The 22,926-nt window shown below is 71.5% G+C and carries 20 protein-coding genes; 4 read left to right on the top strand and 16 right to left on the bottom strand.

The features are described 5' to 3' along the window. The first annotated feature begins 375 nt into the window (after positions 1 to 375). Complete coding sequence (locus O7619_RS07960; RefSeq protein WP_282286686.1) at positions 376 to 714, top strand: hypothetical protein; 339 nt, start codon at positions 376 to 378, stop codon at positions 712 to 714. Here the strand turns inward: O7619_RS07960 and O7619_RS07955 are convergent, their stop codons facing one another. After that, entirely contained in the window at positions 715 to 1,791 is a 1,077-nt protein-coding gene (locus tag O7619_RS07955; RefSeq protein ID WP_282286685.1) for an adenosine deaminase, read from the bottom strand. A gap of 35 nt (positions 1,792 to 1,826) precedes the next feature. Next, the gene (locus O7619_RS07950; protein WP_282286684.1) at positions 1,827 to 2,246 is read right to left on the bottom strand and encodes a PPOX class F420-dependent oxidoreductase; all 420 of its coding nucleotides are present in this window, start codon (positions 2,244 to 2,246) and stop codon (positions 1,827 to 1,829) included. 62 nt (positions 2,247 to 2,308) lie between these two features. Between O7619_RS07950 and O7619_RS07945 the strand changes: the two genes are divergently transcribed. Then, entirely contained in the window at positions 2,309 to 3,160 is an 852-nt protein-coding gene (locus O7619_RS07945) for a putative RNA methyltransferase (protein WP_282288723.1), read from the top strand. Here the strand turns inward: O7619_RS07945 and O7619_RS07940 are convergent, their stop codons facing one another. The 12 genes from O7619_RS07940 to O7619_RS07885 form a co-directional block, all read right to left on the bottom strand. Then, positions 3,161 to 3,841, bottom strand: a complete 681-nt coding sequence (locus tag O7619_RS07940; RefSeq protein ID WP_282286683.1) for a DUF4272 domain-containing protein — start codon at positions 3,839 to 3,841, stop codon at positions 3,161 to 3,163. It lies immediately after the preceding gene. A gap of 97 nt (positions 3,842 to 3,938) precedes the next feature. Continuing rightward, complete coding sequence (locus O7619_RS07935) at positions 3,939 to 5,219, bottom strand: thymidine phosphorylase (protein ID WP_282286681.1); 1,281 nt, start codon at positions 5,217 to 5,219, stop codon at positions 3,939 to 3,941. A gap of 141 nt (positions 5,220 to 5,360) precedes the next feature. After that, positions 5,361 to 6,077, bottom strand: a complete 717-nt coding sequence (locus tag O7619_RS07930) for a cytidine deaminase (RefSeq protein ID WP_282286680.1) — start codon at positions 6,075 to 6,077, stop codon at positions 5,361 to 5,363. Positions 6,078 to 6,169: 92 nt separating this feature from the next. Beyond that, the gene (locus O7619_RS07925) at positions 6,170 to 7,450 is read right to left on the bottom strand and encodes an ABC transporter permease (RefSeq protein WP_282286679.1); all 1,281 of its coding nucleotides are present in this window, start codon (positions 7,448 to 7,450) and stop codon (positions 6,170 to 6,172) included. A 2-nt stretch (positions 7,451 to 7,452) separates the two neighbouring features. After that, positions 7,453 to 8,811 carry an ABC transporter permease gene (locus tag O7619_RS07920; RefSeq protein WP_282286678.1) on the bottom strand — a complete coding sequence of 453 codons (1,359 nt, stop codon included), beginning with the start codon at positions 8,809 to 8,811 and terminating at the stop codon, positions 7,453 to 7,455. Continuing rightward, the gene (locus tag O7619_RS07915; RefSeq protein ID WP_348774372.1) at positions 8,808 to 10,352 is read right to left on the bottom strand and encodes an ABC transporter ATP-binding protein; all 1,545 of its coding nucleotides are present in this window, start codon (positions 10,350 to 10,352) and stop codon (positions 8,808 to 8,810) included. Before O7619_RS07915 ends, O7619_RS07920 begins: the two co-directional genes overlap by 4 nt. Positions 10,353 to 10,593: 241 nt before the next feature. Further along, positions 10,594 to 11,664 (bottom strand): BMP family ABC transporter substrate-binding protein, encoded by a 1,071-nt coding sequence (locus O7619_RS07910; protein ID WP_282288720.1) that lies wholly within the window; start codon positions 11,662 to 11,664, stop codon positions 10,594 to 10,596. A 276-nt stretch (positions 11,665 to 11,940) separates the two neighbouring features. Continuing rightward, positions 11,941 to 12,282, bottom strand: a complete 342-nt coding sequence (locus O7619_RS07905; RefSeq protein WP_281585030.1) for a hypothetical protein — start codon at positions 12,280 to 12,282, stop codon at positions 11,941 to 11,943. A gap of 117 nt (positions 12,283 to 12,399) precedes the next feature. Then, a complete protein-coding gene (locus tag O7619_RS07900; protein WP_282286677.1) occupies positions 12,400 to 14,214 on the bottom strand; it encodes a glycoside hydrolase family 13 protein in 1,815 nt (604 codons plus the stop codon). A 136-nt stretch (positions 14,215 to 14,350) separates the two neighbouring features. Continuing rightward, positions 14,351 to 15,235, bottom strand: coding sequence for a sugar ABC transporter permease (locus O7619_RS07895; protein WP_282286676.1), 885 nt, complete (start codon positions 15,233 to 15,235; stop codon positions 14,351 to 14,353). After that, positions 15,232 to 16,860, bottom strand: coding sequence for an ABC transporter permease subunit (locus tag O7619_RS07890; protein WP_282286675.1), 1,629 nt, complete (start codon positions 16,858 to 16,860; stop codon positions 15,232 to 15,234). Before O7619_RS07890 ends, O7619_RS07895 begins: the two co-directional genes overlap by 4 nt. Next, entirely contained in the window at positions 16,860 to 18,113 is a 1,254-nt protein-coding gene (locus tag O7619_RS07885) for a maltose ABC transporter substrate-binding protein (protein ID WP_282286674.1), read from the bottom strand. The genes O7619_RS07890 and O7619_RS07885 overlap by 1 nt, the downstream gene beginning before the upstream one ends. Before the next feature lie 198 nt (positions 18,114 to 18,311). On the opposite strand from O7619_RS07885, the gene O7619_RS07880 reads away from it, so the two are divergent. Together O7619_RS07880 and O7619_RS07875 are read left to right on the top strand one after the other, a co-directional pair. Beyond that, positions 18,312 to 19,379 (top strand): LacI family DNA-binding transcriptional regulator, encoded by a 1,068-nt coding sequence (locus O7619_RS07880; protein ID WP_282286673.1) that lies wholly within the window; start codon positions 18,312 to 18,314, stop codon positions 19,377 to 19,379. Positions 19,380 to 19,676: 297 nt separating this feature from the next. Next, positions 19,677 to 21,311 carry a glycoside hydrolase family 13 protein gene (locus tag O7619_RS07875; RefSeq protein WP_282286671.1) on the top strand — a complete coding sequence of 545 codons (1,635 nt, stop codon included), beginning with the start codon at positions 19,677 to 19,679 and terminating at the stop codon, positions 21,309 to 21,311. 151 nt (positions 21,312 to 21,462) lie between these two features. Here the strand turns inward: O7619_RS07875 and O7619_RS07870 are convergent, their stop codons facing one another. Then, positions 21,463 to 21,906: a hypothetical protein gene (locus O7619_RS07870; protein ID WP_282286670.1), complete on the bottom strand. Its 444-nt coding sequence runs from the start codon at positions 21,904 to 21,906 to the stop codon at positions 21,463 to 21,465. A gap of 45 nt (positions 21,907 to 21,951) precedes the next feature. After that, positions 21,952 to 22,893 carry a YhjD/YihY/BrkB family envelope integrity protein gene (locus O7619_RS07865; protein WP_282286669.1) on the bottom strand — a complete coding sequence of 314 codons (942 nt, stop codon included), beginning with the start codon at positions 22,891 to 22,893 and terminating at the stop codon, positions 21,952 to 21,954. Positions 22,894 to 22,926 lie beyond the last annotated feature (33 nt).

The following is a 22,926-nucleotide window of genomic DNA, read 5'->3' as shown; positions in this document are numbered from 1 at the left end:
CATCACGCCGCCCGGTAAAGAGAAAGCCCAGGTTGGCCCTCACCGGAGGTGTGATGAGATGTTGATGCAATTTGATAGCAATCTGTCCGGCCGGAGTCACTGAAGGTTATGAATCATCCGCACCGCGTCGTCCTCCTCGCCGGGCCATCCGGCTCGGGAAAGTCGTACATAGCGCACCGAACCGGACTTCCGGTGTTGTGCCTGGACGACTTCTACAAGGACGGCGATGACCCTACGTGCCCGCGACGAAACGGACAGGTCGACTGGGAGTCTCCCTTGTCCTGGGACGCGGACACGGCGGTGGAAACCATTGCCCGATTGGTCCGTGAGGGCAAGGCCGAAGTGCCGGTTTATGCGATCGGCGCGGACCGGAGGGTGGCCACCCGGCCATTTGCCGTCGACGGATCGCCAATCTTCATCGCCGAAGGGATCTTCGCGGCCGAGATCGTCGGCGAGTGCCGGCGCCGGGGGCTGCTCGCCGGGGCGTACGCGCTGCGCCGGCCGCGCGGGGCGACGTTCCTGCGCCGGCTCGCCCGGGACCTGGCCGAGCAACGCAAGGCGCCCCGGGTGCTGGTCCGGCGCGGAATCACCCTGCTGCGGGCCGAACCGGCCGTGCTGCGCCGGCAGACCGGGCTCGGCGCGGAGGCGGCCCGGGCCCGGGAGGTGCTGCGCGGAGTGGCCGCCCTGCTCGCCGGCCACCCGCACCGGTCGTGATCAGCCGATCAGCTCGGCGTACGCCGGTTTGATCACCTCATCGATGATCCGCAGACGCTCGTCGAACGGGATGAAGGCGCTCTTCATCGCGTTGATGGTGAACCACTGGAGTTCCTTCCAGCCGTAGCCGAACGCCTCCACCAGCAGCGCCATCTCCCGGGACATCGAGGTGCCGCTCATCAGCCGGTTGTCGGTGTTCACCGTCACCCGGAAGCGCAGGTCGCGTAGCAGCCCGATCGGGTGGTCGGCGATCGACGCCGCCGCGCCGGTCTGCACGTTCGACGACGGGCACAGCTCCAGCGGGATCCGCTTGTCCCGCACGTACGCGGCCAGCCGGCCCAGCGCGGGCGGATTGCCCGGGATGATGTCGTCGACGATGCGGACGCCGTGGCCCAGCCGGTCCGCGCCGCACCACTGGATCGCCTGCCAGATCGACGGCAGCCCGAACGCCTCACCGGCGTGGATGGTGAAGTGGAAGTTCTCCCGCTGGAGATATTCGAACGCGTCCAGATGCCGGGTGGGCGGGAAACCGGCCTCGGCGCCGGCGATGTCGAAGCCCACCACACCGGTGTCCCGGTGCCGCACGGACAGCTCGGCGATCTCCTGCGAGCGGGCCGCGTGCCGCATCGCGGTGAGCAGGGTGCCGATCCGGATCGGCGTGCCCGCCTCGCCGGCCAGCGCGCTGCCCTCCCGGAACCCGGTGACCACCGCCTCGACCACCTCGTCCAGCGTCAGGTTCCGCTCCAGGTGCTGCTCGGGCGCGAACCGGACCTCGGCGTAGACGACGCCGTCGGCGGCCAGGTCCAGCGCGCACTCCCGGGCCACCCGACGCAACGCGGGCGCGGTCTGCATCACGGCCACGGTGTGCGCGAACGTCTCCAGGTAGCGCTCCAGCGAGCCGGAGTTCGCCGCCTCGGCGAACCAGCGACCGAGCGCTTCCGCGTCGGTGGTGGGCAGCTCGTGCTCGGACTCGGCGGCCAGCTCGACGATCGTCGCGGGCCGCAGGCCACCGTCGAGGTGATCGTGCAGCAACGCCTTCGGGACCTTGATGATGTCCTCGTACGAGATTGCGACCATGCCCAGACCCTAGTCACCGGTGGTCACCGGCCGGATCAGGGTCGCCAGCCGTACACCCGCTCGACCACCAGGCGCAGCACCACGCGGCCGTCGGCGACCATGGCTGCCCGGTAGTCCGCCCAGTCGGGATGCTCGCCGCGGATCCGTCGGTAGACCTCGACCAGCTCCTCGACCGTGGCGTCGTCCGTCGCGGCGGCCGGCGGGGTGAGCGTCACCGTGCCCTCGGCGACCGCGTACGCCCCGCCGTCGGCGGTGGTCACGTGGAAGCTGGCCCGGGGGTCGCGGCGCAGGTTGCGCACCTTCGCCCGGTCGCCCGTGGTGGAGCAGCGGATGAGCCCCGGCTCGGCCAGGTAGTCGAGGTTGGAGAGCTGGGGGCGGCCGTCGCGGCGCAGGGTGGCCAGGACCCCGCGGCCGTGCGATCCGAACAGTTCCCACAGTCGCTCACTGGTTGTCATGCCTCAATCTAGATCCGTCGTCGGGCCGCAGGAATAGGATCTTCGGCGTGGCCGATCCCGCTCTGCTCCCGTCGGTGCTGGCGCGGCTGCGCTGCCCGGTCTGCGGCGAGCCGCTGGCCGAGACCACCGCCGGCACCGCCCGTGCGGTGCGCTGCCCACGCCGGCACAGCTTCGACATCGCCCGGCAGGGATACGTCAACCTGCTCGCCGGCCGCGCCCCGCACAGCGGGGACAACGCGGAGATGGTCGCCGCCCGGGCCGACTTCCTCGCCGCCGGCCACTACGACACCGTGGCCGCCGCACTGGCCGCCGCCGCGACGGCGGTCGCGCCCGACGACCCGTACCCCCTGGTGGTGGAGCCCGGCGCCGGGACCGGGCACTATCTCGCCGCGGTGCTGGCGGCGCTGCCGGACGCCGCCGGCCTGGCCCTGGACGTCTCCAAGCCGGCGCTGCGCCGCGCGGCCCGGGCGCACCCACGGGCCGCCGCCGCGCTCGCCGACACCTGGCAGCGGCTGCCCCTGGCCGACCGGTCCACCGCCGTGCTGCTGAACGTCTTCGCGCCGCGCAACGGCCCGGAGTTCCACCGGGTGCTCGACCCGGACGGCGCGCTGCTGGTGGTCACGCCGACCGCCGACCACCTCGGCGAACTGGTCGAGGCGCTCGACCTGCTGCGGGTGGACCCGGCCAAGGCCGACCGGGTCGCCGAAAGCCTGGGCGCGCACTTCGTCGAGGAGTCCGTCACCGCGCACCGGGCCCGGCTGACGCTGACCCGCGCCGAGGTCACCACGCTTGTCGGGATGGGTCCCAGCGCCTGGCACTCCGCCCCGGAGCGGCTCGCCGCGCGGATCGCCGCGCTGCCCGAGCCGACGCCTGTCACGCTCGCCGTCCGGCTCGGCACGCACCGCCCCCGATAGCTAGGTCGAGAGGTCGACCTCTTCCCAGCCCGGCGGCTCGTCGTGGTAGGGCCCGCGCAGCACCACCGCCCACTCCAGCGCCCACCGGCGCTGCCCGATCGCGTTCGCGTCCACGAGCCCGGGCAGCGCCTGGCCGGCCCGCTCGGTCTCCAGGTAGGCCCAGTCCAGGCAGTAGTGCAGGTCGAGCAGGGCGGCGGCGTCGGCGGGGTGCTGCGGAGCGGCCAGGATGCGGGCCCGCCACTGCGGAAACGTCTCGCCGGTGACCAGGTGCGGCATCCGCTCGACCAGGCGCTCGTCCACCGGCACGGTCGGGTCGAGCTGCTTGGCCAGGCCGAGCACCCAGGCCAGCGAGAAGAGCGCGTCGTGGTGCAGCACGAACGACCGGTGGTCGCCCCGGCCGCCCATCACGAACTGCCACTCCGGCGGCGTCACCATCTCCACCAGGTGCGACTCCAGCAGCCAGCCCATCGCCGCCTGCGCGGGCATCCCGAAGCAGCGGGCCAGGATCACGTGCAGCACCGCGATCCGGGCCTCGATCTCCGGCGTCGGGCGCAGCTCGATCTCGTCGCCCGGCTCCCACACCAGCGGAAACTGCGGCGGCGGCAGCGGAAGACCCAGCCGGGACAGCTCGTCGAGGCTCGCCTCACGGACGGCCCGGGGGTCGGGAGCGGATACGCGCAAGGTCAGTCCTTGTCTGCTCGCCTCGGCTCGTTGCCGGTCGGTCCCCCTGGCCTGCGAGGATAGCGGCTCCGAGCGGGCCTGCACCATGGCTGGCCGGTCACCCGATCCGGTCGATGACGAGCGGCGTGCCGGCCGGAGCCGTCGACGCCACCCGGACCGCCCGACGCGCCTCGTCGAGCGCGGCCGGAATCCGCTCGGCGTGCTCGGCGCGCAGCTCGAACAGCGGGTCGCCGACGCGCACCGGGTCACCGGGACGTTTGTGCAGCACCACCCCGGCCGGGATGCTCACCGGGTCCTCCTTGCGGGCCCGGCCGGCGCCGAGCCGCCAGGCGGCCACCCCGATCGCGTACGCGTCGACCTCGGCCACCCAACCGTCCTCCACCGCGGTGACCACCTCGACCTCGTTCGCGGTCGGCATCGGGGCGTCCGGGTCGCCGCCCTGCGCCCGGATCATCGCGCGCCAGGCGTCCATGGCCCGGCCGTCGCGCAGCGCGGCGGCCGGATCGGCGTCCGGCAGGCCGGCGGCGTCGAGCATCTCCCGGGCCAGCGCCAGCGTCAGCTCCACCACGTCGGCCGGGCCGCCGCCGGCCAGCACCTCCACCGACTCGGTCACCTCGACCGCGTTGCCGACGGCCCGGCCCAGCGGGGTGGACATCTCGGTGAGCAGGGCAACCGTGCGCACTCCGTGCGCGCCGCCCAACTCGACCATGGTGCGGGCCAGCTCGCGGGCGTCGTCGACGTTCTTCATGAAGGCGCCGGAGCCCACCTTGACGTCGAGCACCAGCGCACCGGTGCCCTCGGCGATCTTCTTGCTCATGATCGAGCTGGCGATCAGCGGGATCGCCTCGACGGTGCCGGTGACGTCGCGCAGCGCGTACAGCTTGCGGTCGGCCGGGGCGAGCCCGTCGCCGGCCGCGCAGATCACCGCGCCGACGTCGCCGAGCTGGGCGATGAACTCGTCGTTGCGCAGCGCCGCCCGCCAGCCCGGGATCGACTCCAACTTGTCGAGCGTGCCGCCGGTGTGGCCGAGCCCGCGCCCGGAGAGCTGCGGGACCGCCGCGCCGCACGCCGCGACAAGTGGGGTCAACGGCAGGGTGATCTTGTCGCCGACGCCCCCGGTCGAGTGCTTGTCCACGGTCGGCCGGGCCACCGACGACAGGTCCAGCCGCTCGCCACTGGCGATCATCGCGGCGGTCCACCTGGCGATCTCCGGAACGGTCATGCCGCGCAGCAGGATCGCCATCGCCAACGCCGACATCTGCTCGTCGGCCACCAACCCCCTGGTGTAGGCGTCCACCACCCAGTCGATCTGCCCGTCGCTCAGCACACCCCCGTCCCGCTTGGCCCGGATGACGTCAACCGCCGTGAAAGCACTCACTTACAAGATCCAATCAGTAATCGCGCTTGGTCGCAGCGACCCCGCGAACGGTGACCGACGAGGAATCGGGCCGACCGTGACCGGCGAAGGGATCAAGCCTGACCGCCCGGAGCCGGGCACGGTCGGCCCGATTCCCCCACCTCAACCACCCCAACGGCCCGGGATCTCCGACGGCGGCTCACCCTCACCCGCCCAGAAGATCGCGCCCGAAGCGTCCACCACGACCACACGCGGCGTCCGCGCCAGGCCCCACTCGATCGCACCGGTGGGATCGTCCCAGGTCGCGCCCTCCTCCAGCACACCGGTCTCGGCACCCTCGGTGTCCCCCGCCGACCGCTCCCAGTACGCCGTCCAGACCTGCTGGCCGTCCGACAGGTCGGGGTGCACGAACACGGTGCCCCGGCCCCGCCAGGCGGCCAGCCGGTCCGGCACCACGGGCACCGGGCGCTCGCCGGTCACCGCCTCGATGTCGGCCACGTCGAAGGCGTGCGGCAACAGCTCGGCCATCCGCAGCGGGCCGCCCTTCGCCTCGATCAGGCACTCCGGGCCGCCCTGCTCCCACAGCAACTGCCGGCACCTGCCGCACGGCATCAGCGGCTCGCCGGTCGCGTCGACGCAGGACAACGCCACGATCCGGCCACCGCCGGTGGCGTGCAGCGACGAGACGACGCCGCACTCGGCGCAGAGCGTGACGCCGTAGCCGGCATTCTCCACGTTGCAGCCGACCACCACGCGGCCGTCGTCGACCAGGGCGGCGGCCCCGACCGGGAATGTCGAGTACGGCACGTAGGCATGCCGCATCACCTCGGTGGCGGCGGCCCGCAGCCGCTCCCAGTCGATCTCCATCACGACTCCCATTCTGCCCAATTCACGCCGATCGGTCGCGTGCGCGGCCGGAGACGACCGTGCCCGGCGGGTCTTCCCCGCCGGGCACGGTGCACTCGCGGACCTCAGCCCTTGACGTAGGGCTTGCCGTCGGCGGCCGGCGCCCGGACCTTGCCGACCAGCCCGGCCACCGCCAGGATCGTCGCCAGGTAGGGCAGCATCGCCAGGAACTGGTCCGGAATGCTGCTGCCGATCGCGCCCAGATAGGTGGCGAGCTGGTCGGCGAAGCCGAAGAAGAGCGCCGCGAGCAGCGCGCCGGTCGGGCTCCACCGGCCGAAGATCAGCGCGGCCAGGGCGATGAAGCCCTTGCCGCCGATCATGTTCTTGGTGAACGAGTAGAGCGCCAGCGTGTACGACGCCCCACCGACGCCGGCCACCAGACCGGCCATGATCACGTTTCGGTAGCGCAACCCGAGCACCCGTACGCCGACCGTGTCGGCGGCGGTGGGGTGCTCGCCCACCGAGCGGGTCCGCAGGCCCCAACGGGTCCGGAACAGCGCCAGGTGGATGACGAGCACCAGCAGCAGACCGAGATAGAGGAAGATGTTCCCCCGGAACAGCGCCGGACCGAGCAGCGGGATGTCCCTCAACAGCGGGATCTCCCAGGTGCCGAACCGCGGCGCGCTGTTGTACTTCTCCGCGTCGGTCGCCATCAACCGCTCGTAGAGGAAGCCGGTGACGCCGACCGCCAGCAGGTTGAGCACGATGCCCATGACCACCTGGTCGACCAGGTAGCGGATGGCGAACACGGCCAGCAGCAGGGAGATGAGCGCGCCGCCGATCGCGGCGGCCACCAGGCCCACCCAGACGTTGCCGGAGATGCTGCCGAACAGCGCGCCGGAGAACGCGCCCATCAGCATCTGGCCCTCGATCGCCACGTTCACCACGCCGGAGCGCTCACACAGCACCCCGGCCAGCGCGCCGAAGGTCAACGGCAGCGCCAGGATGAACGTCCCCCGCATCACGTTGACGAGCGGCATGAAGTTGCGCCCCTCGGGCGCGGCGGAGACCTGCCAGCACAGGAAGCTCAGCACGAAGGCGACCAGCCCGGCGCCGAGCAGCAGCGTGAACCAGCGCTTCGGCACGCCGGCGAGGAGGGCGGCCCCGGCCGCGGTGGCGATGACCCCGAACAGGATCGCGCCGATCGTGCCGTTGATCTTCAGGGCGGCGCCGCCCTCGGTCTCGCTGAGCGTGAAGCGGGCCTGCTGGTCGGTGGCGAACGCGCCGAACAGCACCGTCGCGAGCACACCAAGCGCCAGCAGGACGGCGCCGGCCTTGCGGGCGCGCGTCCAGAAACCCTCGTCGACCGCGGTGACCGCGACGTCGGGGACAGCGGTGGTGGACATGCTCACCAGCCCTTCGCGAGGCTCGTCTGCAGCCGGGCGGCGCGGGCCGCCCGGAGCTGGAAGATCGCCTTCACCAGCGCGGGCGCGGCGATGAAGATGACGATGAGGGCCTGGAGCACGGTGACCAGCTCCAGTGAGATCCCGGAGTACGACTGCATCCGGTTGCCACCGGCCTGGAGCGCGCCGAACAGCAACGCGGCCAGCAGCACCCCCCACGGCTTCACCCGGCCGAGCAACGCGACCAGGATGCCGTCGAAGCCGATCTGCGCGACCACGAGCGGGGTCAGCGCGTTGGCCGTGGAGCCGAGCACCATGTTCGAGCCGCCGAGGCCGGCCAGCAGACCGGCGACGACCATCACCAGCACGTACGTCTTGGTCACGCTGATGCCCGCGGTGCGGGCCGCGTCCGGGTTGGCGCCCACCGCGCGCAGCTCGAAGCCGAGCGTGGAGCGGTTGAGCAGCCACGCGACGAACCAGGTGGCCAGCACCGCGAGCAGGATGCCGGCGTGCACCCGCAGGTTGTCGCCGAGCAGCCGGGGCAGTTGCGCGGAGGACTCGACCGGCTTGCTGATCGCGTCCGACCGGTTCGGGTTCTGCACCCCGTTCTGGACGATGATCCAGGACAGGAAGTAGACCGCCACGTAGTTGAGCATGATCGTGTTGATCACCTCGTGGGCGCCGGTGCGCGCCTTGAGGATGCCCGGGACGAAGCCCCAGAGCGCACCGCCGAGCGCGCCGGCGATCAGCGCCACCAGCAGGTGCACCCCGGGCGGCAGTGGCAGCGCGAAGCCGGCGACGGCGGCCAGGATGACACCGATGGTCGCCTGGCCCTGTGCGCCGATGTTGAACAGGCCGCCGCGGAACGCGAGCGCCACCGACAGGCCGGTGAACACGAGCGGCGCGGTGTAGGTGAGCGTCTCCGAGATCGGACCCATCGCGGCGGTGAAGCCGACCGCGTCCGGGTCGAAGATCGCACCCTTGAACAGGTTCGCGTACGCCTCGCTGACCACGTTCCAGCTCGCGTTCAGCGCGTCCATCGGGCGGGCGGTGAGGTAGCCGTAGGTGGCCAGCACGTCCGGGTCGGAGACGATGATCAGCACCGCGCCGACAAGCATCGCCAGCACGACCGCGAGCACGGTCACGGTCACCGTGTTGGCGGCCCACAGGTTGTCCAGGAAGAGCCGGCCCAGGGTGGGGCGGGGCTCGCCGGCCGGGGCCGGCTCCGTCGCGGTGGTGGTCGCCGGCCGCCCGGTGTCGCCGGACGGCGCGGTCGGCGTCGCCCGGGCTTCGGCGCGCGCCTCCTGCGACTCGGTCGCCGGCTCCTTGTCCGGGGAGCCCGACGCCGGGTTCGGGTTCGTCATGCCTCGTCCTCGTTGCTGGGGCCCTCGGGGGCCGGGGCGGCGTCGCCCTCGTTCGGGGTGGCGGCGTGGTCCCCCTTCGGGGTCGTGGCCGCGGTGTCCGGGGTGATGCCGGCCATCAGCAGGCCGATCTCCTCGCGCGGGGTGTCCGGGCCGACGATGCCGATGACCCGGCCGCGGTACATCACCGCGATCCGGTCGGCCAGGCCGAGCACCTCGTCCAACTCGCTGGAGACCACCATGACCGCGGTGCCGGCGTCCCGCTCGCGGATCACCTGGCTGTGGATGAACTCGATCGAGCCGACGTCCACACCCCGGGTGGGTTGGGCGGCGATGAGGAGCTTCAGCGGCCGGGACAGCTCCCGGGCCACGATCACCTTCTGCTGGTTGCCGCCGGAGAGCGTGCCCACCGGCGCATCCGCCGACGAGGTACGGACGTCGAACTGGTCGATCCGCTCCTTCGCCGACGTCGCGATCGCGTCCGGCTTCAGCGACAGCCCCCGGCCGTACGGCGGCCGGTCGTAGATGTCGAGCACCAGGTTCTCCGCGACGGAGAACTCCTTGACCAGACCGTCGACGCTGCGGTCCTCGGGCACGTAGCCGACGCCGGCACGAAGCACCTTCTTGGTGGACCAGCCCTTCGTCGAGTCGCCGTCGAGGCGGACCGTGCCGGCGAGCGTCGGGCGCAGCCCCATGATCGCCTCGATCAGTTCGGTCTGTCCGTTGCCCTGCACGCCCGCGATGCCGAGCACCTCACCGGCGTACACGGTCAGGTCGACGCCGTCGACGGCGCGTACCTGCCGGTCGTCGTCGACGACCAGGCCGGCGACCTCCAGGACCGGCTCGCCCGGCTGAGCGGGCTGCTTGTCCACGGTCAGCCGGACGTTGCGGCCGACCATCAGCGCGGCCAGCTCGTCCCGGCTGGCGCTCGGCTCGGCGGTGCCGACCGTCCGCCCGCGCCGGATCACGGTGATCCGGTCCGCGATCGCCTTCACCTCGCCCAGCTTGTGGGTGATGAACACGATCGACTTGCCGGCGGCCTTGAGCGACCGCATGACGGTGAGCAGCTCGTCGGTCTCCTGCGGGGTGAGCACGGCCGTCGGCTCGTCGAGGATGAGCAGGTCGACGTCGCGGGTGAGGGCCTTGACGATCTCCACCCGCTGCTGGATGCCGACCGGCAGGTCCTCGATCACCGCGTCCGGGTCGACCCTGAGGTTGTACCGCTCGGAGACCTCGGCGACCTCACGTCGGGACCGCCGGCGGTCCAGGAGGCCGGCGAAGGGCACCGTGACCCGCTCGGCGCCGAGCATCACGTTCTCGGCCACGGTGAAGACCGGCACCAACATGAAGTGCTGGTGCACCATGCCGATCCCGGCGGCGATCGCGTCCGACGGGCCCCTCAGCTTCAGCGGCTTCCCGTCGACCAGGATCTCGCCCTCGTCCGGCTGGTAGAGCCCGTAGAGCACGTTCATCAGGGTCGACTTGCCGGCGCCGTTCTCGCCGAGCAGGGCGTGGATCTCTCCAGGCTCCACCGTGAGGTCGATGTGGTCGTTGGCGACCAGATCACCGAACCGCTTGGTGATGCCGCGCAGTTCGAGTCTCAGCGCAACCTCCTGGAGTGCGAGCGATGGTGCCGCGCGGCCACCACGCCGGGTGGGGGATCAAGGTGACCGGCCGCCCCGGGGCGCGGGGTTCGGACCCCGTACGCCCGGGACGGCCGGATCGTGCTGTCAGGTGCCCGCCGGCCCGCTGCCGATGATCTCACCGCGGCGGCCGGCGGAGCGGTCACTTGGTCGGCTGGGCCTTCGAGGTGACCGTGATGGTGCCGGCGGCGATGTCCGCCTTGATCTTGTCGACCTCGGCCTTCAGGTCCGCCGGGACCTTGCTGTCGAACTCGTGGTACGGCGCGATCGACACGCCGGAGTTGGACAGGGTGCCCACGAAGCCCGGCGTGGACTGGAGCTTCTCGCCACCGGCGGCCTTCAGCACGGCCTCCTTGACGGCATCCGGGATGTTCTTGACGACCGTGGTCAGGATCGCGGAGCAGTCCGGGGTGCTCTCGCAGCCGTCGACGTCCACCCAGACGACCGAGTACTTGCCGCCGGACGCCTTGGCCGCGGCGGTGGTGCCGAGGCCGGCGCCGCCGGCGACCGGCATGATGATGTCCGCGCCCTGGGCGACAAGCGCGTCGGAGACCTTCTTGCCCTCGTCCTGCTTGACGAAGTCGTTGGTGAAGGAACCCTTCTGGGTGGCCTTGTCCCAGCCCAGCACCTGGACGTTCTTGCTCTTGGCCTTGTTGTAGTAGGCCACGCCGTCGGCGAAACCGTCCATGAAGATGGTGACCGGCGGGATCGGCAGGCCGCCGTACGTGCCCACCTTGCCGCTCTTGCTCATCCCGGCGGCCAGGTAGCCGGCCTGGAACGCGGCCTGCGCGGTGTCGAACTGCATCGGGTAGACGTTCGCCACGCCCGGGTTGGCGTCCACGATCCCGAACTGCTGGTTCGGGTTCGCCGCGGCGGCCTTCTTGGTGGCGTCCTGCATCAGGCCACCGACGGCCAGGATGAAGTCGCACTTCTGGTTGACGAACCCGGTCAGGTTGACCTCGTAGTCCGCCTCGGCCTTCGACTGGACGTTCTTGATCTCGATGTTGTCGTTCTCCTTCTGTGCCTCCTGAAGGCCCTTCCAGGCGGAGGTGTTGAAGGACTTGTCGTCGATACCGCCGACGTCGGTCACCATGCAGGCGCTGTACTTCTTGCCGCCGGTGTCACCGGCGTCGTTGTTGTCGTCGGGGGCCTCACCACAAGCGGCGGCGCCCAGCACGAGGCCACCCGCCACGAAAGCGGAGGCGATCCGCATCCCACGCACAGAGCGCAAGACGTCTCCTTCCCATTGCCGACCGCGTCGTGCGCGGTGGCAGCCCTTGCGCCGGCCTGCGGTGTGCCGCCGGCGTCCCACGTTACGGACGGGAGCGTACGCCCGCGCCCACCCACCGGCCGACAATCGTGCACGACTGTTGAGCGTCCGTTACCCCGGTGTAACCCTTGCGTGGGGCAGATCACTTATCGGGCCGGTAGGCATGCGCGTACGTGTCCCGAACGTCCGCTTTCCGGGACCTTCCGGGTGCCCGGCGACCTATCGCCAGAACACCGCGACCGCCGCGTTGAGCAGCGTCAACCCGATGATCGCGAGGAAGTGGCCACGGTGCACGGACTCCCGCTTACGGGAGAAGAAGACCATGACGAAGATGAGCAGCGCGAGCACCAACTTGGTAACAAGCTTCGCCGGGGCCGGTTCGTCGCCGTCGCGCAGGGGCGCGGACAGTCCGAGACCGGTCAGGATCTGGATCACCGACCCCCACAGCATGGCCGCGTTGATCCGCAGGCGACCGGTGACGTACTGGGCGATCCCGCCGCCGAGCAGCAGCGCGAAACCGATCAGATGGACGTAGAGAAGGATCAGTCGAAGAGCTTCCACGCCGCCCATCCTCCCCCATCAACGACGCCGTGTAGTAGTCGGACCGCCGAGGTGCCGTCATACCGTGACCTCCCCGGGCTCAGGTGTTAAGAGGGGCCCCCGGTTATGCGGAATGCGTTAAGCGGGGCCCCCTCCTTGCACGCGCCAGAGCTGGAAGGTGGGGCCGTCGGGGGGCAGCGGGGCGTCCGGGCGCAACGGCGGCGCGCCGCCGTAGATGTTGTCGGCGGCGGGCAGGCCCGGCACGTGGACCGGGACGCCGGGGGCGCGACGGGCCAGCGCCAGCACCGTGCCGGTCGGTGCCTCCCGGAGGAACACGAGCGTGTCCGCGTCGGCGTACACCCACCGCAGGCCGCCGTGCCGCAGCGCCGGCTCGTCGCGGCGCAGCGCCAGCAGCGACCGGTACGCCTCGAACGTGCGCCGGTCCCAGCTCTCCGGCCGGTGCCACGGCATCGGGGTGCGCGACCCCTCTCCGTTCGCGCCGGTCAGCCCCAGCTCGTCACCGGCGAAGACCACGGGCGTGCCGGGCAGGGTGGCGAGCAGCCCGGCGGCCACCTCCTGCCGGGCCGCGTCGCCGACCACGGTGCGGATCCGGGCCGAGTCGTGCGAGCCGAGGAGCTGCCAGGAGTGCGTGTACGACCGCCAGGAGACAAGCGACCGGTAGGCGTTCATGGTGGCCAGCACCGCGTCCGCGTCCCGCCGCCGCACCCCGCCCGGCGTGCCGAGGAAGTTCGGCACCGGACCGTCGCCGGCACGCAGCCAGGACCACACCGGATCGGTGAAGCCGACGTAGTTCATCGTCCCGTGCCAGCCGTCGCGGTCCAGGTCACCGGTGTGGTCGTGGCCGTGCTCGGCGAGCAGCAGCGCGTCCGGCCGGGTCTGCGCGACCACCTCGCGCAGCAGCCGCGCCACCTCGTGGGTGTAGGCGTCGGCGCCCCGCCGGCCCGTCATGTTCGCCACGTCCACCCGCCAGCCGTCCAGCCCGTACGGCGGGCGCAGCCAGCGCCGCAGCAGCGAGTCCTCGGCGGTGGCGAAGCGGCGGCGCAGCTCCGCGCTGCCCCAGTTGAGCTTCGGCAGCGACGTCACCCCGTTCCAGGACTCGTAGTCCGACCCGGGGAGGTCGAAGTAGTACAGCTCCCGTTCCGGCGCGTGCACGTCGGAGACGGCGTCGGTGAACCACGGGTGGGCGTCGCCGGTGTGGTTGCTGGTGATGTCGCCGAGCAGCCGCCAGCCCCGGGCGCGCACCGCGTCGGCGAGCCGGACCAGCGCCGCGTCGCCGCCGAGCAGCGGGTCGACGGTGTCGAAGCTGGACGCGTCGTACCTGTGGTTGGAGCGCGCCGGGAAGATCGGGGTGAGGTAGATCGTGTTGACGCCGAGCCGCTCCAGGTGGTCCAGGCGCTCGGTGATCCCGTCCAGGTCGCCGCCGTAGAACTGGCGGGGCGTCTCCGGGCCGCGGCCGATGACCGGGGTGTCCCAGTCGCACGGGACGGCCCAGTCCGGTGTGGGCCGGCCGTCCGCCGCGGCGGAGCGGGCGAACCGGTCCGGGAAGATCTGGTAGATCACCGCGTCCCGGGCCCAGGCCGGCGGCGGCGCGTGGCTCACCAGCTTGAAGTCGCCGTGGTCGGGCACGTCGTGGCCGACCACGCCGGCCGCGTTCAGCCAGCGGGCGCCGGCGTCGCCGTCGAGCAGGAAGCGGTAGTTGCTGACCGGGTTGCGGACCTCGACGTCGGCCCGCCACCACACCTCACCGGCGCGGGTGCGGTCGACGACCGCCTCGGCGAAGCGGGGCTCGCCGTCGCCCGTGGTGCGCACGTGCACCTGGCGGACGCCGGCGCCGGCGGGCACCCGGACGAACACGGGCACGGTCTGCCCGAGCGCGGGCTCCTGCTCCGGCACGTAGGTGGCGGATCCGTCGTGGTGCGGCTGAAGGAACATGGCGCGGCCTTTCGCGTCGTACCGACAGTGGGTGGGCGACCGCCGCGATCGGTCACCCGACCGCGGCGGTCCGACCGCCGAACCGCTGGGGTGTACGCCGACACGACGCCCTTGCCGCAGCGTGAGCCGGACCGGCTCAGCCCTTGACCGCTCCGGAGGTGAGGCCGGAGACGATGTAGCGCTGGAGCAGTTGGAACACCAGCACCGTGGGGATCGCGGTGAGCAGCGTGCCCGCCGCGAACATCCCGAAGTTGTTGTTGCGTTCGCCGGCCACCAGGCCGTACATGCCGACGGCGAGGGTCTTCGACTCGGTGTCGGTGAGGAACACGTTGGCGATGATGAACTCGTTTATCGACCCGATGAACGCGAGCAGGCCGGTCACCGCCAGGATCGGCGCCACCAGCGGCAGCATGATCCGGAAGAAGACCTGCACGTGCGAGGCGCCGTCCATGGTCGCCGACTCGTCCAGCTCCTTCGGCAGCGTGTCGAAGAAGCCCTTCATCAGCCAGGTGTTGGCCCCGAGCGCGCCACCCATATAGAGCAGGAACAGGCCCCACGGGGTGTTGAAGCCGATCCCCGGATAGAGGTCGGTGATCGTGGTGAAGATCAGGAAGATCGCCACGATCGCCAGGAACTGCGGGAACATCTGGATCAGCAGCAACGTGAGCAGGCCGACCCGGCGTCCGGCGAACCGCATCCGGGAGAACGCGTACGCGGCGAGCGCCGAGAGGAAGATCGACGCGAAACTGGCCACGCCCGCCAGCAGCAGCGAGTTGAGGAACCAGTGGCCGAACGCGGTCCGGTCGAACAGGTTGGTGAAGTTCTCCCACGACGCCCCGGTCGGCAGCAGCTCGGTGGAGGAGAGCGTGCCGAGCGGGTTGAGCGCCGCGGAGATCACGAACATGATCGGGAAGAGGCTGAACAGCACCGCCAGCACCCCGACCAGATGCCGCCAGCCCACCTGCGCGAACCACCTGTTGCGCGACCGGCGGGCGGCAGGCGTTTCCGCGATGCCTGTCACGAGTACACCTCCTCCTGCTTGCGGGTGCGCCGGAAGCTGATCGCCGACACCGTCGCCACGATCGCGAAGATGAAGATCGAGACGGTGGCGGCCAGGCCGTACTCGGCGCCCTGCGCGCCGAACGCCAGCCGGTACGTGTAGGTGATCAGCAGGTCGGTGGCGCCGTTGCGTGGGTTGTCCGGCGCGAACGGCCCGCCCTCGGTGGTGAACAGGATCGCGTTGACGTTGTTGAAGTTGAACGCGAACGACGCGATCAGCAGCGGCGAGAGCGCCACCAGCAGCAACGGCAGGGTGACCGCCCGGAACGACTGCCAGGGGCCGGCGCCGTCGACCGAGGTGGCCTCGGTCAGTTCCCGTGGGATGGCCTGGAGCGCGCCGGTGGCCACCAGGAACATGTACGGATAGCCGAGCCAGAGCTGCACCAGCAGCACCGCGATCCGGGCCGACCAGGTGCCGCCGAACCAGTCGACGTCCAGCCCGAACAGGTTGTTGAGCAGGCCGAAGTCGGTGTTGAACATGTCCCGCCAGACCAGCAGCATCGCGAACGACGGCATGGCGTACGGCAGGATCAGCAGCACCCGGTAGACGTTGGTGCCCCGCATCCGCGGCGAGTGCAGCGCGAGCGCGATGGCCATGCCGAGCAGGAACGTGAGGCCGGTGGAGCCGATCGCGAACGCGAAGTTCCAGGCCAGCGTGCCGAAGAACGGCCCGGAGATGTTCGGGTCGGTGAGCACCGCGCCGAAGTTCTCGAACCCGACGTTCACCTTCCAGCCCTGGGTGAGCCGTTCGCCGTCGGCGGCGACGAAGGAGCCGACCTTCCCGTCGGCGGTCCACGTCCGGCCGGTCTCGCTGTCGGTGACGCAGTCGCAGCCGGCGTCGTACGCCCGGGCCGCCCTGCCCTCGTAGGCCCGGGTGAGGCCGGTGGAGCGGATGGCCCCGTCGTCGGTGGGCACGATCAGCGCGGTGACGTCGTCGCTGCGGGTGCTGGCCTGCCCGATGTTCAGCACGGTGTAGCCGTCGGCCGCGGTGATCCTGCCGCTGAGACCGCTGACGGTGACCGCGCCGGCGTCGAGCGGGCGCAGCCCGCCCGCGTCGCCGGCGAAGACCTCCTTGGTCTTCGGGTCGCTGAGCAGGAAGACCAGGGGGCCGCTCGCCGGGTCGCCGGTGGTGGCGATGGTGAGGGCGTACTCGGTCGAGCCGGGGACCTGTTTCACCGAGGAGGTCTGGATGGCGACGACCGCGTCGGCCTTGCTGCCGCGGTGGCCGTCGCCGTAGTTCGTGAACGCGGTGCTCGCGGTGAACAGCACCGGGAGGATCTGGAAGGCGACGAGGAAGAGCGTGCCGGGGACCAGATACTTGGCCGGGATGTGCCGGCGGCCCAGGTAGAGGTAGAACAGCGCGGCGGTGGTGGCGACCAGGACGGCCAGCCCGGTCCAGTGCTCGGCCTCGATGAGCGGGAACGCCGCCCAGATCGCGATCCCGGCCACCAGGCCGAGCAGGACCACCTTGACGACGAGGCCGGTCGCGGTGATCGGCGCGTGGTTCCGCGCGGTACGGGACGTGCCCGGGGCGGGCTCCCGGCCCGGGGTCCGCCTGGACCCCGGGCCGGACAGCGGCGCGCTCATTACTTGATCTGACCCTGGATGGTCTTGCCGGCGGCCGTGATCGTCTTGGCCGGGTCGGCGCCACCGATGACGGCGGCCTCGGCCTTGCCGAACGGGTCCCAGATCGCGGCCATGGCCGGGATAGCCGGGAGCACCTGGCCGTTCTTGCCGGCCTCGGAGAACTTGGCCAGGTCCGGGTCTTCGCCCTTGACCTGGTCGAAGGCGGCGGTCAGCGCCGGCGGGCGCGGCTCGGCCTGGTACAGCGCGACGGCCAGCTCGGGCTTGGTCACGTAGTTGGTGACGAACTCCTGGGCCAGGGCCTTGTTCTTGCCCTTGGCGGCGACGTAGAACGCCTGGACGCCCACGAACGGCTGGGCCTCCTTGGCGCCGGCGAAGCCGGGGACCGGGGAGATGTCGTACGCGATGTTGGCCTTCTTGGCGTCGGCGACGGCCCACGGGCCGGAGACCAGGAAGGCGCACTTCTTGCCGGTGAAGGTGGAGATGGCGTTCTCCGGGGTGATGGAGCGCTTCAACGCGCCGTCGCCCTTCTCACCGAGCTTGCCGATCTTCTGGAAGGCCGCGATCGACTCCGGCTTGCCCACGCCCAGGTCCGTCGGGTCGTAGTCGCCGTTGGCGGCGGTGCCGAACAGGTAGCCGCCGGCCGACGTGTAGAGCGGGTAGATGTGGTAGGCGTCGCCGTTCTGCCCGGACTGGAGGCAGAGGATCTCGCTCGTCTTCTTCTGCGCCTTGAGCTTCTTGCCGGCGGCCACCAGGTCCTCGATGGTCTTCGGCGCCTCGGGGGCCAGCTCGGTGTTGCGGATCAGCGCGACGTTCTCGGTGGCGTAGGGCACGCCGTAGAGCTGGCCGTTGAACGTGACGGCCTTGATCGCGGTCTCGTTGAAGCCGCTCTTCTGCTCGGCCGGCAACTGGACCGGGTCGATGGCGCCGTTCTGGACCAGGTTGCCGATCCAGTCGTGCGCGCCGACCACGACGTCCGGGCCGCTGCCCTGCTGGGAGGCGGTGACGAAGTTGGTCTGCAGGTCCTTGGAGACGGCCTGGACCTCGACGGTGACGCCGTTCTCCGTGCCGAACTCCTCGGCGAACGGCTTGAGGGCGGCGGTGCGCTTGTCGTCGGCCCAGATGACCAGCTTGCCGCCGGTCGCCTTGCTGGCGGACTGCTCGGCGGCCGGCTTGTCGCTGCCGCTGTCGCCACAGCCGGACGCGGCGAGCGCCAGGCCGAGGGCGGCGACCACACCCGCGGTACGGATGCGCATCGGTACTCCTGTCGTCATGGCGGCACGCCGGGGGAAGGGCGACCGCCAGTGGAATATCTCTGGAAGTTCTTGCTGACCGGCGCGGGGATGCCGCGCCGCCGGTCTCGCATGTTGCGGGGACGTTAGCAAGAGGTTGCATGGAATGGAAGGGCTTGCAGAGACGTACGCAAGACTTTGCCGTTGAGCTACAGTGCGGCCATGCGCGCTCGACTGTCCGACATCGCCCAACAGGCCGAAGTCAGCGAGGCCACGGTGTCGCGGGTGCTCAACGACCGCCCCGGAGTGGCCCCGGAGACCCGGCAGGCCGTCCTCACCGCCCTCGACGTGCTCGGCTACGAGCGCCCGGCCCGCCTGCGCAAGCGCAGCGCCGGGCTGGTCGGCCTGGTCGTGCCCGAGTTGGACAACCCGATCTTCCCGGCGTTCGCGCAGATCATCGAGTCCGCCCTCGCCCCCACCGGCTACACGCCGGTGCTGTGCACGCAGACCCCCGGCGGCGTCCGCGAGGACGAGTACGTGGAGATGCTGCTGGACCGGCAGGTCTCCGGCATCGTCTTCGTCTCGGGCCTGCACGCCGACACCGCCGCGGACCACGACCGGTACCGCACGCTGCTCGCCCGGCCGCTGCCGATCGTCATGATCAACGGGTACGCGCCGGGCATCCCCGCGCCCTTCGTCTCCTGCGACGACCGGGAGTCCGCCGAGCTGGCCGTCGCCCACCTGGTCGCGCTCGGGCACCGGCGGATCGGCCTGATCACCGGGCCGGACCGGTTCGTCCCGGTGCAGCGCAAGGTCGCCGGCTACAAGGCCGCGATGCGGCGCCTCACCGACATCTCCGACGACGACCTGACCGAGCTGACCGAGCTGTCCCTGTTCGGTGTGGAGGGTGGCGAGGCCGCCGCCGGCCGGCTCCTCGAACGCGGGGTGACCGGCCTGGTCTGCGGCTCGGACCTGATGGCGCTCGGCGCGATCCGGGCGGCCCGCCACCGTGACCTCTCCGTGCCCGGGGACATCTCGGTGGTCGGCTACGACGACTCACCGCTGATGGCCTTCACCGACCCGCCGTTGACCACCGTGCGCCAGCCGGTCGCGGCCATGGCGGTGGCGGCCGTGCGGGCCCTGGTCGACGAGATCAACGGTCACCCCGCCCCGAACTCGGAATACCTGTTCCGCCCGGAGCTCGTGGTACGCGGCTCCACCGCGGTGGCCGGCACCGCCACACCCCCGCACCACAGGCGCCCCACCCCCACCGTGGCCGTCCCCGCCTAGCTCCCCGCGCCCGCGGCGCTGGGCCGGCGCGAGTGTGATCGACACCGTTACGGCGAGGTGGTGGGGTTCGGTCGGCTTCGATGCCGCCACGTCGGCGACGTGGAGTGGATCTTGGCGGCGGGCGCGGCGGGCTTCCCGGGATGCGGGACGCCGCGGCGCGTGCGGTCGGCCTGGACGGCGGGTGATCGATGCTCCTTCTTGCGCAAGGAATGCTTGACTCTTGCAGCGCCGGCGCGGCATTCTGCTCAGACACGCCGCGCCGCCACCGAAGCCGCCACAGAACGGGAACCGCCGCCGATGATCCCCGCCCCCGCCGCCACGCCGCCTGCCGCCGACGACAACTGGTGGCGCACCGCGGTCGTCTACCAGGTCTACGTCCGCAGCTTCGCCGACGCGAACGCCGACGGCGTCGGTGACCTCCAGGGCATCCGGCAACGCCTGCCCTACCTGCGCGACCTGGGCGTGGACGCGCTCTGGCTCACCCCCTTCTACACCTCGCCACAGGTCGACGCCGGCTACGACGTGGCCGACTACCGCGACGTGGACCCGCTCTTCGGCAACCTGACCGACTTCGACGAGATGATCACCGACGCCCACGCCCTGGGCCTGCGGATCATCGCCGACCTGGTGCCCAACCACACCTCAAGCGCGCACCCGTGGTTCACCGCGGCGCTCGCCGCCGGCCCGGGCTCGCCGGAACGCGAGCGCTACCTGTTCGCCGACGGCAGGGGCGAGCGGGGCGAGCTTCCCCCCAACGACTGGGAGAGCATCTTCGGCGGCCCGGCCTGGACCCGCGTGGTCGACGGGCAGTGGTACCTGCACCTGTTCGACCCGGCCCAACCCGACCTGAACTGGCGTCACCCCGAGGTGCGGGCCGAGTTCGAGGACATCCTGCGGTTCTGGCTCGACCGCGGGGTGGACGGCTTCCGGATCGACGTGGCACACGGGATGATCAAGGCCGAGGGCCTGCCGGACGTCGGCTTCAACTCGATGACCACCGGCCGGCGTCAGTCGGAGCTGCTCGGCAAGGGCCGGCTCCCCTACTTCGACCAGGACGAGGTGCACGACATCTACCGCTCCTGGCGGCCCATCCTGGACAGCTACCCGGGCGGCCGGATGGCGGTCGCCGAGGCGTGGGCCGAGACGCCGCAGCGGCTGGCCCGCTACATCGGCCCGGACGAGCTGCACCAGGCGTTCAGCTTCGACTTCCTCGACGCCACCTGGTCGGCCGACTCGTTCCGCAAGGTGATCGACACGGCGCTCGCCGAGTCGACGATCGTCGGCGCGCCGACCACCTGGGTGCTCTCCAACCACGACCGGCAACGCCACGTCACCCGGTACGGCGACGGCGAGGTCGGCCTGCGCCGCGCCCGGGCCGCCGCGCTGTTGATGTTCGCGCTGCCCGGCTGCGCCTACGTCTACCAGGGTGAGGAACTGGGCCTGCCGGAGGTGCTGGACATCCCCGACGACCTGCGTCAGGACCCGGCGTTCCGGCGCACCGGCGAGAGCCGGGACGGCTGCCGGGTGCCGATGCCGTGGAGCGGCGAGCTGGCCCCGTACGGCTTCGGGCCGGACGGCAGCGAGCTGAGCTGGCTGCCGGCCCCGGCGACCTGGCGGGCCCTCTCGGTGGCCGCCCAGACCCACGTGGCCGGCTCGACGCTTGAGCTCTACCGGACGGCGTTGCGGATCCGGGGTGCGCACCCGGCGCTGGCCGACCTCGGCGGCATCACCTGGCTGGAGACCGAGCCCGGGGTGCTGGCGTTCCGCCGCGCCGCCGGCGACACCGACCTGACCTGTGTGGTCAACCTCAGCGGCGCCGACGTGACGGTCGCCGGCCACGGCCGGCCGCTCGTCGCCAGCGCCGACCTCGCCGAGCGGGGCGACGGGCACGTCCTGCCGGTGGACGCGGCTGCGTGGTTCGAACGGCGTTGAGCCGGGTAACCCGCCATCGACCTGGCCGTCCGTCGTGCCCCGCGCCGACGGGCGGCTGGGCTGCCGACCCCTTGTGGTGGGGGGTGAGGTGGCGCCGGCCCCCGGGAGTCCGCTCCCGGGGGCCGGTGTCCGTGTCCGGCCGCGCCGGCGGTCAGCCGCCCTTGGCGGTGAGCAGCGCGGCGATCCGGGCGAACCCGGCGCGGATCTCGTCGGAGTCGGGCGGGTTCGCCGGCTGCGGCTCCGGCTGACGCTCGGCGGCCAGCTCCAACTCGTCGTCGATGATGTCCTCGAAGTCGCCGTAGAGATCCGCCTGGTCGACCTCGGCGGCCTCGTCCGCGGCGGCGATCTGGGCGGCGGCGATCTCGCCGCGGATCTCCTCCGGCGTCAGCGCCGGCAGCAGCGGCTCCACCACCGCCATCAGTTGTTCCTCGGCCACCACCGCCTCGGCCAACGCCAGCGCGTGCGGCCGTTCGTACGGCCCGCAGACCACCGGCTCCCACTCGTCCTCGGCGGCGAGCGGGCCGAACGTGATGATCCAGGGCAGGCCCCGCATCGGCGAGTCGTCCGGCAGGTCCAGTGTCACGAGTGCGCCCACGCGCCCATCATCGCCGTTCCGCATCCACGCGGGGAGCGCAATCGCTCATCCCCCGCCCCCCGGGGTGCCCGGATCGGTCTCCTCGTCGAGCACGTCCGCCTCCACGTCCACCTCCCGCGCCCCGCCCTCGGCCAGGTCGACCACCCGGCCGTACCGGCTGGTGGCGGCGAGCGCGGCGCCGAAGAGCACCAGTTGGTTGAGCAGGTAGAGGTAGAGCAGCAGGCCCACGGCGGTCGCCACCACCGTGTACGCCGGGTTCCGCTCGGTGCGCACCACGTAGTAGCGCCCCACGGTGTTGAGCAGGGTGATCCCGACCGCGACCATCAGCACCGCCGGACGCAACCGTCGCCGGCTCATCCGCAGCCGGGGCACGGCCAGCAGCAGCGCGGCGGCGAGCACGGCGTTGACGAGCACGCTGAGCACCGCGCTGACCGTGGTCAGGCCGACCGAGCCGGTGCTGCGCAGCAGGAAACGCAGCAGCGACTCCAGCGCGTCGACGGCGGCGACCGAGACGAAGAGCAGCACGAAGACCGCGACCAGCACACCCAGGTCGACCAGGCGGCGCACCACGATGTTGCCGGGTTGCTGGTTGAAGCCGTACATCAGCCGCTGCGACGAGCGGATCGCCTCCACCCACCCGATGCCGGTGAAGACCAGGATGACCAGGCCGACCACGCCGACGGTGCTGCTGCTCTCGGAGATCTGCGCCGGGTCGAGGAAGGGCAGGTTCTCCCGGAGGAAGTCGGCCGCCGCGCGGCTGACGTCCTCGTTGTCCCGCAGCACCGCGCCGAAGACCCAGTACGCGACGAGCGCGAGCGCGAACACGGCGAAGAACCCGTAGTAGGCGATGGCGGCGGCGAGCCGCCCGGCGAGCAGGTCGGCGTAGAGCGTCCCGGCCTGCCACAGGTGGTCGAAGACCGGTGAACGGCCGCGGGCCGCGTCGATCCGGCGTCCCGCCGCCGCCTCGATCCGGCCGAAGACGTTCACCCCGCCATCCTCGCCGATCACCGCCCCCGGCGG

It is taken from the genome of Micromonospora sp. WMMD998, assembly GCF_029581235.1.
In the GTDB taxonomy this organism is placed as follows: domain Bacteria; phylum Actinomycetota; class Actinomycetes; order Mycobacteriales; family Micromonosporaceae; genus Micromonospora.
The sequence above is the reverse complement of the archived record's forward strand: the minus strand, read 5'-3'. Positions and strand labels throughout refer to the sequence as shown.